A 15,863-nucleotide genomic window follows, 5' to 3' on the forward strand; every position below is an offset into this window, starting at 1 on the left:
CGATGCGCATGCCGGATGGATTGGATGAAGTACCGGGAGCTTACAAAGATATTGCGCAGGTAATTGCTAATGAGCGGGATTTAGTGAAACCTTTGGTGGAATTGGCGCCTATGGCGGTGATCAAAGGATAAAATTAGCTGACGAGATGAGGTATGGACATAAAAAAAGGAGCAACGCCTTGCTCCAACCTTTGTTAACCTTAAATCTAATACTATGAAAAACACATTGCAAAGATACGGACTTCTGCGAACTTTGCAAATTATCCAAGAATAATAGTATGTTTTATAACATTGATTAAGAATTTGAATTCTCAATTCTATTTTTATTAAGAGATTTCCTGATCTTATCTTTTGTTCTTAATGAGTAGCTGCATACCATGCTGTTTCTTCTTTTTTTGAGGCCAGCGAGTGCGTACTTGGATCGGAGATTGTAATACCGGAGAAGGTATTGATTTTCACTTCTCCTCTGCTCATCGAATAGAAATATTCTGTATTTCTTTTGAATGGCACCGTACGATTGAGCTGTTCGTTGAATCGTGCCACTAGAGTTTCATCAGGGCATAATTTTGAAACATAGTCACCATAGTCAAAGAAGATAACCGGATAATATCCGTCCAGTCTCTGTAAAGAACTGGTTAGTGAAGGATCAAAAGTATATCGATGATTAATTTCTTTCATAATAGTTGCCAGGTTATCAAGTTCTGAGCAATCAGTGACAGCGATTGTTCCGCAGGGTGTGCTATAAGTGGAATAAAAAGAGTAAAAACCGTCACAGATACCGGCATAATCTACTTTCCCAATTAGATACTGACCTATCTCGGCGTATGGCATACCATACGCCATCACTTCACTTGTAGATCCTATCAGATAATCAGTCACATCTTTGAGAGCGTAGGCTACTTCAATGCTTGACATATAGCAGTCGTCAAAGAGTATATATTCCATTTTAAGTCCGGCATTGGATATTCCTTTGGCAAGTGTGGTTATATCAGTCTGATATTGGGCATTTAATCCTCCGAAGTAGCGTGTCATTGGTACATTTTCGTATTCCCAGTGCATTTTGGTACGAAGACCGCTACGTGATTTAGAATTTGATACGGGTATCCATCCCATGCCATGACAGCCGATAACCATCGAATAGCGTTTGGTGGGAGAGTAGCGTTGCACATCATTTAGGATGGATGTGATACCTTCTGCTGTGGTATATGCAGGATCTGTATAGTTCTTTAGAGTTTTATGCACACTCTTGCCATTCTCATAAGCGAGTTCAAAAAGAGTGGCTTTCGTTGCTGTGGTACACATGAAAATGATTATCCGTTCATCCTTCAAGATATTCTTTTCAACTACACTTTCAAGGTCGCTGATGTTCTGATAGAAATTGGATGTGAGATTATCAGACCAGGGGAGATACATGAATACCGTTTGTTCTGTAGGTACCGGAACTGGCTCTTCCTTTTCGCACGAAGTCATGCCAAAAGAAAGGAATAGTACGATGATAACTGATTTAATCAAATGGTGATATTTCCGCTCTGTCTTCATTGTTTTGTCAGGATTAAAGTTACTTCTTGATATATAACGTAAAAAGAGCACTTTTTGATTTATATATTCAGAATATAATCTGAATGTATCCTTTTCAAGTGTTACTGCAAATCTACTGAAAAATAACGTAATTCTACTATATACGAAAGTCCAATAGCTCACGTATGGACATAAAAAAAGGAGCAACGCCTTGCTCCAACCTTTGTTAACCTTAAATCTAATACTATGAAAAATACATTGCAAAGATACGGACTTCTGTGAACTTTGCAAATTATCCAAGGAAAATAGTATGTTTTATAACATTGATTAAGAATTTGAATTCTCAATTCTATTTTTATTAAGAGAAAAGTCAGTTAGGCATCTTGAAATCATTCGGCAAACAACCGGTGATCTTCTTAAACAGGCGGCTGAAATATTGCGGATTCCGGAAACCGAGTTCCTGCGCTATCTGGCTGAGTGTTTTATCTGTATTTATCAACCACTCTTTAGCTATCTCGAAACGCTTGAACTGAAGGTATTCTTTGTACGACTTCCCTGTTTCATATTCCAGCAAATCATTGAAATATGCGGGAGAAAGACGAAGTACTCTGACGCACTCCTCAATAGTGGGAAGATCGGAGGACTGACTTTGTATAGTATTGAAATGATCATCCAAAAGACGGTCAAACCGTTCGATAATCTTTTTGTTAGCCTCATTGCGTGTGATGAACTGGCGTTCGTAGAAGCGTTCGCAATAATCAAGCAGTAGTTCGATGTATTTGGAAATGATCTTCTGACTATAGCAGTCGATGCAGCGTTGCAATTCTTCATTTATTTTATCCAGAAGTTCCAGTATGACCTGTTTTTCACGTAATGAAACATGCAGTGCTTCTTCGGGACGATAAGAGAAGAAAGTATAGTCACGAATGTTCGCTCCAAGCGCAGTGCCGCAGATCAAGTCGGGATGAAACGCCAGTATCCATCCTTTGGAAGGACGTGTGTTGTCACTATCCTTCATACTGATTGACTCGCCGGGAGTCAGACAGAGAAGTGTCCCGTCCGAGAAGTCGTAGTACTGATGTCCGTATCTGTAGGCTTCACATTTGCATTCGCTCAACAGAATCGTGTAAAATCCGAATTTGAAATCCGTATGGGAGGATAAATCGGCTTTTGAAAGGTCGATGACACTGACCAGAGGGTGCAGTGTCTTACTCCCCATGCAGCAATTACATTGATGCACACTTCCTATCTTAAGTACTTTATCTCCCATGACGTAACTAATATCCTGATTAATGGAGCTGTTTTAGTTCTGTTGCTTATATTCGTTTGGCGTACATCCGACATTCTTCTTGAACAATCGGCTGAAATGCTGCGGATACTGGAACCCCAGTTCATACGCAATCTGGCTGACCGTCTGGCTACCTTCTAATATCCGTTCCTTGGCAAGTTCTATGATCCGGTGCTGGATATATTCCTGTGCCGTTTTTCCTGTTTCTTTCTTGATCAGGTCTCCGAAGTAATTGGAAGAAAGGCAGACTTTGTCCGCAAAGTATTTTACAGAAGGAAGTCCTTCGGTAAGTGCAGTCTGATTCTGAAAATACTCGTCCAATAACTGTTCGAACTTCACGATGATATCTTTATTCGCCTGATTACGGGTGATGAATTGCCGTTCGTAGAAGCGCATGCAATAGTCGAGCAATAGTTCTATATTGCGGACAATGAGCTGCTTGCTGTGTTTGTCGATGGCATGTTCCAGTTCGATTTGTATTTTGTGGATACAGTCGGTCACGATTTCCCTTTCCTGTTCGGAGAGATGCAGTGCTTCATTCACTTCGTAAGAGAAGAAACTATAGTGTTTGATGTTCTGCCCTAAAGAAGTTCCCCGGATTAAATCGGGATGAAATAAAAGGCCGATAGATTTTGTACGAATTGGTGTCTGCTTGCGGTTATCTATCCCGATAACCTGTCCCGGAGCCATGCAGACAACGGTTCCTTCCTGATAGTCATAATACTTCCGTCCATATCTGAGATCGCCACATTTTGCGTCTTTCAGAAACAGAGAGTAGAATCCGATATTCATACGATAGTAGTCTACCGTCTTTGTCGCTTTCGAGAAGTCGATCACGTTTACCAGTGGGTGCAAGGTCTCTAGTCCGAACAGTTGGTCATACTGGTCAATGCTTTCAATTTTTGTTATTTCTTCCATACGGCTTACAGTTTTGATCTGTCACAAAGATAAAGCTTTTAAATGTATCTTTCTCATTCCGTATTTGCAAAACAGTAATTTGGGTATAAGATTCAGTAATTTGTATACAATGCCGGTGGGTAGTGGGATGCAAACTCACTTTTTTCAGCTAAATATCAGCGTGTCGGAAACAAAAAAACGGGATAATCAAGGGATGTGAATAGTAGAATTAATATATTTGTTCCTGTGAATTTAAAAAGACTTGTTTTATGAAAGCATTATTCATTGGAGGAACCGGTACGATCAGTACCGATGTAGTAGAATTGGCTCAACAGAGAGGGTGGGAGATAACACTGCTCAACCGGGGCTCAAAAAAACTGCCGGAAGGTGTGGGCAGTATCATTGCCGACATTCACGATGAGGAAGCTGTGGCGAAAGCTATTGCAGATGAAAGTTATGATGTCGTAGCTCAGTTCATCGCTTACACGGCAGAAGATGTAGAACGTGATATCCGTCTGTTCCGTAATAAGACGAAACAATATATTTTTATCAGCAGTGCATCCGCCTACCAAAAACCGTTGGCTGATTACCGTATTACGGAAAGTACCCCTTTAGTGAATCCTTACTGGCAATATTCACGGCATAAGATTGCCGCCGAAGAAGTGTTGATGACAGCATACCGTACCACCGGTTTCCCGATTACGATTGTCCGTCCCAGCCATACGTATAATGGAACGAAACCTCCTGTAAGCCTGCATGGAAATAAGGGGAACTGGCAGATACTTAAACGTATCCTTGACGGGAAACCGGTTATTATCCCTGGTGACGGAAGTTCCTTGTGGACACTGACACATTCCAAAGATTTTGCCAAAGGATATGTAGGACTGATGGCGAACCCTCATGCCATCGGGAATGCCTTCCATATCACCACAGATGAGAGTATGACTTGGAATCAGATTTATCAAACCATTGCCGATGCGCTGGGGAAACCTCTGAACGCACTCCATGTGGCTTCCGATTTTCTTGCGAGACATGGCGGGAACTATGACTTTCGGGGCGAACTGTTGGGGGATAAAGCCGCAACGGTAGTCTTTGATAATTCGAAAATAAAACGCCTTGTGCCGGACTTTATCTGTACAACTTCGATGGCGGACGGTTTAAGACAGTCAGTGCAATATATGCTTTCGCACCCCGAAACACAGACTCCTGATCCGGAGTTCGATTCATGGTGCGACCGTGTAGCCGACGCGATGGCTGCGGCAGACAGAGCTTTTGAAGCAGAATAAACGTTAGTTGAGTAAATAACTCATCTTGTTATTGATGATTGAAATATCCTATTAGCATATCCTGATTAGCTATTAGCTAATCGGATTATGCTAATAGCTAATCAGGATATGCTAATAGCCGAAACAAGTCGATCATAATGAGTAGCGTAGTTAATAAAGACCGTTCCGTCCCTGCTGAACCTCGATCCGGATACCGAAATTACCATTGGAGGACTTCAGTTCGAATGCTCCCCGGAAATTATTCTTCTCCCAAGGCATGGCACTACGGTTGGGCACTTTCCATCCGTCTTTGTCATAGTCTCCGTATGTATTGATTTTCCATCCGTTTTTCAGTTTGAAGGTGCCCATCTGCATGAACTGCGGTGAAGACGACAATCCCCAGCCATACCCATATCCGAAACCGGAGAAAGGGGAAGAAAATGCGTCGGTGAATCCCTGTGTATAGCTGGCGTCTGTATTCAGACGGAATATCTGATTATAGTCTTTACTCACATCCGGTACATCGAGACTGAATTTCGGAAGTTTGGGAGGGGCCACATTCATTAATCCCATATCGAGCAGGAAGCCACCGAATTCCTTTATATTGCTCGACGGAGCACGACGAATACTATCGGAAGGAACCTCCGACTGTGCGGATGCAAAACCGACCGATAATATCAGCGAAAGAAATAGAATCAGTTTTCTCATCTTCGTAAAGGTTGATTGATGACAAAGATAGAGATTTTTAGTCTGACTGCCTGCTTCCGTTATGTTTTCTTAGAGAAAAATCCTTTAAAAAGGAGTGTGCTGCTGTCTCGTCGGGATGGTGTCACTATCCCACTAAGATAGTGTAAGTATCCTGTGGGGATAGTGACACTATGCCAGTAGGATAGTGACACTATTTTAGAGCTTAGTTTGCAATGAGTTTATAGCCGATTCCCCGCACATTGACGATACGTATTTGCTCATCCTGCGACAACTTATGCCGCAGTTTCGTGATGAATACATGCAGACTCCGGGAATTGAAGAAACTGTCATCCCCCCAAAGTTCCAGCAGAACGTCCTGCGTATTGACCACCTGATTCCGGTTTTCACAAAGCCGTTTCAGTATTTCCGACTCGCGGTGGGAGAGTTCCTGTCTCACTCCGGCATGCAGCAATGTCTGCGCGACCGGATCGAACAGATAACTTCCTATCTCAAAACGGCTGGATACCTTTGTCTTCGTGAAGCTGAACGCTTTTCCCATCAGCGCCTTGATACGTATGATCAGTTCCTGCATGCCGAAAGGCTTTTTCAGATAATCGTTTGCCCCAAGTTCGAATCCTTCTACCACATCGTTGATGGCCGAACGGGCAGTCAGAAACAGTACAGGTGTCTGCTTGTCCGTCTGCCGGATGCGGCGTACCATTTCGAATCCGTCCATTTTGGGCATCATCACATCGGCCACCAGCACGTCCGGCCGAAGTTCAAAGAAAAGATGCAATCCTTCTTCGCCGTCGGAGGCGGTATGTATGGTAAAACCGTTTTCCTCGAGCGTATCTTTGATAATCATGGCGAGTGTCAGTTCGTCTTCCACCAACAATACTGTAATGTCGTTTTTGCTCATGGTTCTGATGTTTTAGATAGTAATGGTAAATGTACTTCCTTTGCCGGATTCACTTTTGACGGTGATGGTGCCTCCATGTTTTTCGACCATGCTTTTGACATAGAAAAGCCCTAAGCCGTATCCCTTCACGTTATGAAGATTTCCGGTCGGAACGCGATAGAATTTGTCGAATATATGTTTCTGTTTATCCAGAGGGATACCTATTCCATGATCAGAGACGGTGATAGTCACCGTTTCTCCCGTTTGGCGGCACTGAATCATAATCTCTGCTTCTTGTTTCGAATATTTCACGGCATTGTCTATCAGGTTACTGATGATATTGCTGAAATGAGTGCGGTCGGCTACTATCGTCAGTGCTTCCGGTTCTGTTTCCAGTGTTATGTGTACGGGGATATCCGCTTTTAGCTGGTGCTGCTCTATTAAAGAAGTAATCAGTTCTTTTAGACAAATCTCTTCGGGGTGCAGTCTGAACGTCTTGCGGCTTTCCATGCTCATGGAAAGAATCTGTTCGACGAGTCCGCTCAAACGCTGTAGCTGCTCTTGGCTGATGCGCAGATATTGGTCACGTTTGCTTTTCTCTTCCGCCTGGTTGAAATTCAGCAGCGCATCGTTGGCGGCATACGCCACGGCAATCGGAGTCTTTAACTCATGCGTGATGTTGTTCGTAAAGTTGCTCTTCATTTCTTCCAGCGTCTTTTGTTTCAGCAGTGTCCGGATGAGGAACCAGAAGGAAAATCCGAGGATGAGGAAGATGACAAATGAAGTGACCAGGATGCCAGTCATTTGTTTCCATACCAGGGAGGTGATGGGTTCCATTATCAGTTGGTAGCGTTGACTGTGATGCCTGTTGAATTCGTAGTTGTAGCGGATGGCTTTCGGGCTGGGGATATAGGTGCTGTCTCCTGCGATGCCCAGTGTATCTATGAATGTCTGGGATGAATCCTGAGTAGCTCCGCTGTATATATATAAGGTACGGTGAGGCACATCTATGTTGTGTGCTTTCAGTACATCGGTCAGTAGACTGTCATATTTTTGCAGGTTGATGTCGATGTAGGTATCCACGCCGGAGTGCATACCCTGTTGGACGCTGAGTATGAGTTCTTTCATCGAGTCCTGTTTCTTTAATAATACATCAAGTCCGCTTTCGCTGGAGGCAACGGCGCTGGCATCCGGATCGTTGGCATTGACGGCTAGGGTATCTACTGCTGTTTCCGTGCGTGTATGCAGGGTGTCTTTGTAGGTACTGTCCGTATAAGAGACGGTCTGGCTTGTCACCAGCGACTTGCCGTCTGCACCATATCCGGCGGAAACGGTGACCGAACCATGTTCCACATTATCCTTTTGCAGCTCGTTGACGCGAAGCACGATTTCATTAAAGTCGCTCGTACGCATGGCGTCTTTGATATTATTGTTCATTTCCTGCTTCATCGTGCGGTAAAGCCCTGTCAGCCAATATGTCTGGTAAACAAAGATGCCTGTCAGCGAGCAGATGACAAGGATAATGATATGTTTCAACGGTAGTTTCATACGGACAAAGATAGTATGAAACTGTTATTTTTCTTCTCTTTGATAAGACTAAATAACACTAGATAAGCCGGCGATAACGTAAAGTTTCGTTTTTTCTCCCGTATTTTGCAGCATACTCAAAAATAAATGCGATATGAAACGAACTTATTTACTGCTTTTGTTACTTTTCATGTATTGGATGTACGCTTCTGCACAGCAGGTACAGACAGCGCAGGAACCTGCCGACAGCGTAAAAAACGTAGCCTATATAGACAGCCTGTATCGGGAACTTCCCGAAGTCATGATCACCGGCGAACGTCCGGTAGTAAAAGCCGAACAGGGGAAACTGGTATACGACGTTCCGAGACTGGTCAGCAGCCTGCCGGTAGACAATGCCTATGATGCGGTAAAGAACCTGCCGGGAGTTGTCTCCATGAATGATGCCCTGACGTTGGGAGGGCAACCGGTCACTGTGGTTATCAACGGAAAAGTGACCACCCTCTCTGTAGAGCAATTAAGCACCCTGCTGAAATCAATGCCCGTCAGTCGGATTGAAAAGGCGGAAGTGATGTATTCCGCTCCGGCACGTTATCAGGTGCGCGGACCGATGATCAATTTGATACTGACTTCGGGCATGGGAAAAGAACCTTCTCTTCAGGGAGAACTATATACTGCCTACAGCCAATTACACTACGAATCTCTGGCAGAGCGTGCGAGCCTTCTATACTCCGGACGCAAATTTTCTGCTGATCTTCTCTACTCTTACTCTTACAGCCGCGAACGGAGGGAGACAGACAAGGAAGCGCTTCACACGCTCGCCGACGGTTCGGTGCATCCGATGAATATGTATGATATCACTACTTCCCGCCACAACAATCACCAGATACGCCTTGGGATGGACTATGCCTTTACCGACAAGCATTTGCTGAGCTTGGTTTATACCACTGCTTTCACCGATGTCAAACCTTACGCCACAGTCACCGGTGCGCAGAACTCGGTCACCGATTCGCACTCGGAAGGACAGCTCCATAATGCCAAACTCGACTATCAGACTCCTTTCGGACTGAAAGCCGGAGCGGAATTTACCTATTATCATGCTCCCGGCAGTCAGCTGCTTTACAGCACACTGGGAGAAGAAACACTGAACTTCCTGAGCAAAGATAACCAACGGATCAACCAATGGCGTTTCTATGCCGGACAAGAACATACTTTGGGCGCAGACTGGGGATTGAATTATGGTGTTGCTTATACGACCGCATTGGACAATAGTTATCAAATGTATTTCGATCCCGAAACGGAAACTTTACTGCCGGACAACAACATGCAATCCCGTCGTCGCGAGCAGACGCTGAACTTTTATGCCGGACTCAGCAAGAGTTTCGGTGAGAAACTTTCAACGGATGTCTCTCTGGCTGCCGAGCAATATCATACGGATATGTGGAACGAATGGAGCCTGTATCCGGTTGCCAACCTGACTTATTTGCCTGCTCCGGGACATATCCTGCAATTTTCATTGAGCAGCGACAAAGAATATCCGGAATACTGGAGTATGCAGAACTCCACTTCCTACATGGGTGCTTATTCCGAAATTCAGGGAAATCCCTTCCTTAAACCGGCAACCAATTACGAAGCTAACATTAGCTATATATTAAAAGGTAAATATGTGCTGACCGCCTATTACAGCCGCACGAAAAACAAGGAAATGCAGACGCTTTACCAGTCTCCGGAACGTCTGGTCGAGATATATAAATGCTTTAACTTCGACTTCTCGGAACAGGCGGGCTTGGTAATGGTAGTTCCCTTTAAAGTGAAGAAATGGCTGGACTCCCGCATCACGGCAATCGGCTTTCGTTACCGTCAGAAAGACAGTGATTTCTGGGATATCCCGTTCGACCGCAAACTATATACGTTTGTATTGACAATGAACAATACCTTCACTCTCTCCACCAAACCTGATTTGAAGTTTACCCTAAGCGGATTTTATCAGAACAAAGCGATACAAGGCATTTTCGACCTTCCCCGTTCGGGAAATCTGGATGCGGCCCTGCGCTATACTTTCGCAAAGGGAAAAGCACAACTGACCTTGAAATGCGACGACATATTTAATACTTCCACCATTTCGACTAATGTCCGTTTCGGACAACAGAATGTGAAGAATCACTATATGAAGACTACCCGTGCCTTCGGTATTTCCTTCAACTACAAATTCGGAGGATACAAGGAGAAAAAGCGGGAAGAGGTGGATACTTCCCGCTTTAAATAATAAGTATTACCTATTTTCTGCATACTCATCCAGTACGCGCTTGATACTTTGTCCTATTTTTACGTAATCGGCTTCGTTCAGATTGGCGAGCGAAACACGGACACTCCATTTCGGTCCGGCAAATCCGCCGCCGTTCAGCAGGACGAGCGAAGTCTCGTTGGCAAGGCGGAAAACAACGTCGAGCGGATTGTAGGTCTTTTGCAGATAGTCTGCAAATTCATCACCGTAGAATTTCTTCGCCCATACCAGCATGTCGATTTCCGAATAATATCCGGCACGCAGCGGGTCTTCTATCAACGTGAAGCCGGTGCTGTCCCAGAGTGCATGCAGTCGACGGTGGATGATTTCCTGCATCTTTGCCTTGTACCGGTCTTCCTTGTCGAGAAGGGAGAAAGCGGCGAACAGGCTCATCTGCATTTGCTGGGGCAGCGAGAGTCCTGCGGTATGGTTCAGCGCAATCTGCCGGCTGTCGGCTACCATGCGGTCAATAAACTTCATCTTCTCGGGGTGTAAACTGAGGCTTGCATAACGCTTGTTTAAGATTGCTGTTTGCTCCTCCGACAGGCGGGCAATCATTTTGTCGTAGATGTTGTCTTCGTGTAGGGCTATCACTGCATTTCTCCATCCTGTGGCTCCGAAATACTTGGAGAAGGAATAGACGCAGAGTGTATTATGCGGCAATTCCGCCATCAACGAACGGAAGTGAGGTATGAATGTTCCGTACACATCGTCCGTAATGATCATCAGATTCGGATTGTCATTCTTTACGATGTTGACAATACGTGCGGCAGTCTCCGGACTCAGCGCATAACTGGGCGGATTGCTCGGATTGGTGATGAACAACGCTTTTATCTGCGGATTCTTCAGCTTATCGATATCTTCATCTTTATATTGCCAGGTGTGCAGCCCGTCCGGTGTCATCTGATCGGCAGATATTTCGGTAACATCGAACTGATAGCGGCGTAATTCCGGAATCTCGATGTAGGGCGTGAAGACAGGAATCATCAAGGCGATGGAATCCCCTTGATTCAACAGAAAGTTTTCCTGCAATGAATCGAATACATAGCACATGGCAGCCGTTCCGCCTTCGGTAGCGAAAAGGTCGAATGTGCCTTTAGGGGGACGGCGGTCGCACATTTCCTGTGCCAGATAATCCTGTACGATCAGTTCGGTGAAGTGCAGGATACGGTCGGGGACAGGATACTGGTCGCCGATGACCGATTCCGCCCATTCATGAACCAGTCTGTCCGGATCGGCTGCGTGCTCCATCAGCATATAATTATAGGTTTCTTTCAGTAACCTGGCTCCGGCTTCTTTCTCGTTCTCTTTGAGGAAAGCCTCGAAGCGGGCGGCTATTCCTTCCTGTTGTGGGATGCCTGCAATTCCTTCTTCCAGGGATTGGACACGGCGACATTCGCAAAGTCCGAATTTTCCTAACAGGAAGAATGCTTCACGCGGTTCGGTCGCAATCCAGTTCGGGTTGCCTCGTCCTGCGTTCAGCATGGTATGGGCCATTTTCTTGATACTCTCGTCAGCCATTTCGATGAGCTTGTTTTTAAGTTCGAAAGGGCTGATCGTTTCCATCTTTTTGGCAAAGTTCTTGGTGATAACTGTGCCAGTTGTTTTCTTTTCCATAATGGTTCTTATTGTTTTGATACTTAATTTTGATTTCCTATACATTCATTATACTGACATTTACATGAGCAATACGATGGCTACTCCCCAGATAATCAGTAGTGTATTACCGACTGCATACGTCACGGTGTATCCTAACGCGGGAGTGTCGCTTCCCAATGCATCCTGAATAGCTCCCAGTGCGGCGGTTGTGGTACGTGCTCCGGCTGTACATCCCAGTGTGAGGGCAGGGTGGAACTTGAACAGATATCTTCCCATCAGCAGTCCGCTGAGAAGAGGGATGGCGGTTGCCAGTGCACCGACGATAAACAGGCTGAATCCTACTTCTTTGAAACCGGTCACGAAACTAGGTCCTGCAGCGATGCCGACAACAGCGATAAACATATTCAATCCCACATTATTCAATACCCACAACGAAGGTTCGGGGATACCGCCAAAGGTCGGATGTTTGCTGCGCAGCCAGCCGAATACGAGTCCTGCGATCAAGGCACCTCCACTGGTGGACAGGCTGATCGGGATACCTCCCAGGTGAATGGCAAGTGCGCCGACCAGACCACCGAGCAGGATACCCAGTCCCACGAAGATCATATCTGTCTGGTTGGTGGGGCGATCGATATAGCCCATCTGTTTGGCGGCAGTTTCTACTTCGAGTTTTGTTCCGGTCAGTTCGAGAATATCGCCGGAGTCGATCACTGTCTGAGCGAGTACCGGAACATTGATGCCTGCTCGCTTGATACTGCGGATACTGACTCCGTGCATGAATTTCAGCGCACGGATCGTGGAGACCTTTTCGCCTGCGAATGTGCGGTGGGTGACCATTACCGGAAGCGTCTCTGCCGGAAAGTCGAGCAGTTGGGCGTCGATCACTTCCGGACCGATCCAGTCTTCTTCGCCGATTGCATATTCACGGCGGCCGCTTAATACGACTTCATCGCCCGGTTGTAGAAGCATATCCGGGGTGACTTCTTCTATGACGCCCTTTTGCCGTACGCGTTCTACAAACAGCCGTTTATCGTTTTCCACCAGATAGTTCTCCAGTTCGCTGACCGTTTTTCCTTTGCCGAACCATTCGTTATCTATTTTATAAGCACGGAATACGACGGGGCGGAGGGCGGTGTAAAATCCGGGTTCATCTGCTTCGGAAGTTCCCATTTTGGCTTCCAGCTCTTTGCAGTCCGCTTTCACCTTCTCCAGTCCGCCCAGCATTTTGGGACCGAGTGAAGCCAGAATCCATGCGGAACCTGCCGTACCGAAAATATAAGTCACAGCGTATGCTACGGGGATGGCATTGATAAATGTCGCTTTCTGCGCATCGCTGATGCTTAATTGATTGATCGTGTCGCTTGCCACACCGATTACTGCGGAAATGGTCTGTGAGCCTGCCAGCAATCCGGCAGCCTCGCCTACATGGTAGCCCATGATTTTGGCAAGTATCCATGGGGCGATGAGGCTGACAATGCACATCAGGACGGCAAATCCTACTTGCGGCAATCCGTCTTTCTTCAATCCGCGAAAGAATTGCGGACCTACCTTATAGCCCACAGCGAATAAAAACAGGAGGAAAAAGACAGCTTTCATCGGGCCGTCTACACTAATGTTTAATTGTCCTACCAGTACTCCGACCAGTAGCACGCTGGTTACTGTTCCCAACGAAAATTTTCCTATTTTGAATCTGCCCAGCCAGAAGCCGGCGAATAAAGTGAGGAAAATGGCAAGTTCGGGATGATCCCTGAGTTGATTAATAATCCATTCCATATATGTTGTTCTTGTTTAGGTTATGTTCATAACAACAGTTCTTGTGCAAAAAGAGTTTAGTGGGTTAAGTACGTTATCGTCATAGTTTCTAAAAATATAAATTAATTGTGCGGAAGTCCCGGGTAAACGAGAGAGCGTCTTAAATTTCTCAGTTTCGCTTTTTTGTTATACTTTTGTCACTTCAAATAAAACTAATCATATTCTGTATGAAATCAGACATAGAAATAGCTCGCAGTGTCGAGTTGAAAAAGATCAAGCAAGTTGCCGAAAGCATCGGAATTCCTCGTGAAGAAGTCGAAAATTATGGTCGCTACATCGCGAAGATTCCCGAACAACTGATCGACGAGGAGAAAGTGAAGAAAAGTAACCTTGTCCTGGTAACTGCCATCACAGCGACAAAGGCGGGTATCGGCAAAACTACAGTATCTATCGGTCTCGCCCTGGGACTGAACAAAATCGGAAAGAAGGCGATTGTCGCTTTGCGCGAGCCGTCTCTCGGTCCTTGCTTCGGTATGAAGGGAGGAGCAGCGGGTGGGGGATATGCACAGGTGCTTCCGATGGAGAAGATCAACCTTCATTTTACGGGAGACTTTCATGCGATTACTTCCGCGCATAACATGATTTCTGCTTTGCTCGATAATTATCTTTATCAGAATCAGGCGAAAGGTTTCGGATTGAAAGAAATTCTCTGGCGTCGGGTGCTCGACGTGAACGACCGTTCGTTGCGCAGCATCGTAGTCGGACTCGGACCCAAGTCGAACGGCATCACGCAGGAGTCAGGCTTCGATATTACTCCGGCTTCGGAAATTATGGCCATTCTCTGCCTTTCCAAAGATGTGGAAGACTTGCGCCGCCGCATTGAAAATATTCTGCTTGGTTTTACATATGATGACCAGCCTTTTACGGTGAAAGATCTCGGAGTGGCGGGAGCTATCACGGTATTGCTGAAAGACGCCATCCATCCGAATCTGGTGCAAACGACCGAAGGTACCGCCGCTTTCGTACACGGCGGACCGTTTGCCAATATCGCTCATGGCTGTAACTCTATTCTTGCCACCAAACTGGCAATGTCATTCGGTGACTATGTGATCACGGAAGCCGGATTCGGCGCAGACCTCGGTGCTGAAAAGTTCTATAACATCAAATGCCGCAAAAGCGGACTCCAGCCCAAACTGACTGTGATTGTCGCTACGGCGCAAGGACTGAAGATGCACGGTGGTGTCAGTCTCGACCGCATCAAGGAACCGAACATGGAAGGACTGAAAGAAGGATTGCGCAATCTGGATAAACATATTCGTAATCTTCGCTCCTTCGGACAGACGGTAGTGGTTGCTTTCAATAAGTTTGCCACCGACACGGACGAGGAAATGGAAATGCTGCGCGAGCACTGCGAACAGTTGGGGGTAGGTTACGCCATCAATAATGCGTTCAGCGACGGTGGTGATGGAGCGGTAGATATGGCCCGCCTCGTAGTCGATACGATAGAAAATAATCCGTCCGAACCTTTGCGTTATACGTATAAAGAAGAAGACAGCATACAGCAGAAGATTGAGAAAGTGGCTACCAACCTTTATGGAGCCAGCGTCATTACGTACAGCAGCATCGCCCGCAACCGCATCAAGCTGATTGAGAAAATGGGAATCACTCATTATCCGGTTTGTATTGCCAAGACACAATACTCTTTTTCTGCCGATCCGAAGATTTATGGCGCCGTGAATAATTTCGAGTTCCATATCAAGGATATAGTGATTAATAACGGTGCCGAAATGATTGTAGCGATTGCAGGAGAAATCCTTCGTATGCCGGGATTGCCCAAAGAACCGCAAGCGTTGCATATCGACATTGTAGATGGTGAAATTGAAGGACTGAGCTGATTTTTACTATTTCATTTAGTATATTTCTGTACTGTCAATCATCCAATATAAATCCCCGTCTTTCCACTTCTGATAGTTTGGGAAGACGGGGATGATTGTATATAGAGTCCAGTGTACCGGTATGTTGACCTTGTCTGATACACTGTACGATTGAAGTCGCTGCTTTCCGGAAGAGTATAGTGCGTATTTCAATTTCTCTTTTTGTAGTAAGAAAACATCTTTTCGAGCAGATAGTTTGTCTGATTCTGTTAATAAAT

At 45.6% G+C, this 15,863-nt stretch carries 11 protein-coding genes and 1 pseudogene; 4 read left to right on the forward strand and 8 right to left on the reverse strand.

Annotated features, from left to right (window positions below):
• Positions 1 to 14: 14 nt before the first annotated feature.
• Positions 15 to 131 (forward strand): annotated as a pseudogene (locus BT_RS03630) (RtcB family protein); the annotation flags it as partial.
• A 225-nt stretch (positions 132 to 356) separates the two neighbouring features.
• Here BT_RS03630 and BT_RS03635 read toward each other — a convergent pair.
• The 3 genes from BT_RS03635 to BT_RS03645 form a co-directional block, all read right to left on the reverse strand.
• The gene (locus BT_RS03635; RefSeq protein WP_011107416.1) at positions 357 to 1,538 is read right to left on the reverse strand and encodes a clostripain-related cysteine peptidase; all 1,182 of its coding nucleotides are present in this window, start codon (positions 1,536 to 1,538) and stop codon (positions 357 to 359) included.
• Between the two features lie 349 nt (positions 1,539 to 1,887).
• Entirely contained in the window at positions 1,888 to 2,787 is a 900-nt protein-coding gene (locus BT_RS03640) for a helix-turn-helix domain-containing protein (protein WP_011107417.1), read from the reverse strand.
• Positions 2,788 to 2,820: 33 nt separating this feature from the next.
• On the reverse strand, positions 2,821 to 3,723 hold the full coding sequence (locus BT_RS03645; protein ID WP_008765597.1) for a helix-turn-helix domain-containing protein: 903 nt from the start codon (positions 3,721 to 3,723) through the stop codon (positions 2,821 to 2,823).
• Positions 3,724 to 3,971: 248 nt separating this feature from the next.
• Between BT_RS03645 and BT_RS03650 the strand changes: the two genes are divergently transcribed.
• Entirely contained in the window at positions 3,972 to 4,988 is a 1,017-nt protein-coding gene (locus BT_RS03650) for an SDR family oxidoreductase (protein ID WP_008765598.1), read from the forward strand.
• Positions 4,989 to 5,138: 150 nt separating this feature from the next.
• Here BT_RS03650 and BT_RS03655 read toward each other — a convergent pair whose 3' ends face one another.
• The 3 genes from BT_RS03655 to BT_RS03665 all read right to left on the reverse strand — a co-directional run bounded on the left by BT_RS03655 (position 5,139) and on the right by BT_RS03665 (position 8,100).
• Positions 5,139 to 5,675 carry a hypothetical protein gene (locus BT_RS03655; RefSeq protein WP_008765599.1) on the reverse strand — a complete coding sequence of 179 codons (537 nt, stop codon included), beginning with the start codon at positions 5,673 to 5,675 and terminating at the stop codon, positions 5,139 to 5,141.
• A gap of 202 nt (positions 5,676 to 5,877) precedes the next feature.
• A complete protein-coding gene (locus BT_RS03660) occupies positions 5,878 to 6,573 on the reverse strand; it encodes a response regulator transcription factor (RefSeq protein ID WP_011107418.1) in 696 nt (231 codons plus the stop codon).
• Between the two features lie 12 nt (positions 6,574 to 6,585).
• The gene (locus tag BT_RS03665) at positions 6,586 to 8,100 is read right to left on the reverse strand and encodes a sensor histidine kinase (RefSeq protein WP_162303152.1); all 1,515 of its coding nucleotides are present in this window, start codon (positions 8,098 to 8,100) and stop codon (positions 6,586 to 6,588) included.
• 133 nt (positions 8,101 to 8,233) lie between these two features.
• Between BT_RS03665 and BT_RS03670 the strand changes: the two genes are divergently transcribed.
• Positions 8,234 to 10,342 carry an outer membrane beta-barrel family protein gene (locus tag BT_RS03670; protein WP_011107420.1) on the forward strand — a complete coding sequence of 703 codons (2,109 nt, stop codon included), beginning with the start codon at positions 8,234 to 8,236 and terminating at the stop codon, positions 10,340 to 10,342.
• Positions 10,343 to 10,348: 6 nt separating this feature from the next.
• On the opposite strand, the gene aspD is transcribed toward BT_RS03670, so the two are convergent.
• Together aspD and aspT are read right to left on the reverse strand one after the other, a co-directional pair.
• Positions 10,349 to 11,977, reverse strand: coding sequence for an aspartate 4-decarboxylase (aspD, locus tag BT_RS03675; protein ID WP_162303153.1), 1,629 nt, complete (start codon positions 11,975 to 11,977; stop codon positions 10,349 to 10,351).
• 60 nt (positions 11,978 to 12,037) lie between these two features.
• Complete coding sequence (aspT, locus tag BT_RS03680) at positions 12,038 to 13,732, reverse strand: aspartate-alanine antiporter (protein WP_011107422.1); 1,695 nt, start codon at positions 13,730 to 13,732, stop codon at positions 12,038 to 12,040.
• 206 nt (positions 13,733 to 13,938) lie between these two features.
• On the opposite strand from aspT, the gene BT_RS03685 reads away from it, so the two are divergent.
• Positions 13,939 to 15,606 (forward strand): formate--tetrahydrofolate ligase, encoded by a 1,668-nt coding sequence (locus BT_RS03685; RefSeq protein ID WP_011107423.1) that lies wholly within the window; start codon positions 13,939 to 13,941, stop codon positions 15,604 to 15,606.
• Positions 15,607 to 15,863 lie beyond the last annotated feature (257 nt).

It is taken from the genome of Bacteroides thetaiotaomicron VPI-5482, assembly GCF_000011065.1.
In the GTDB taxonomy this organism is placed as follows: Bacteria; Bacteroidota; Bacteroidia; order Bacteroidales; family Bacteroidaceae; genus Bacteroides; species Bacteroides thetaiotaomicron.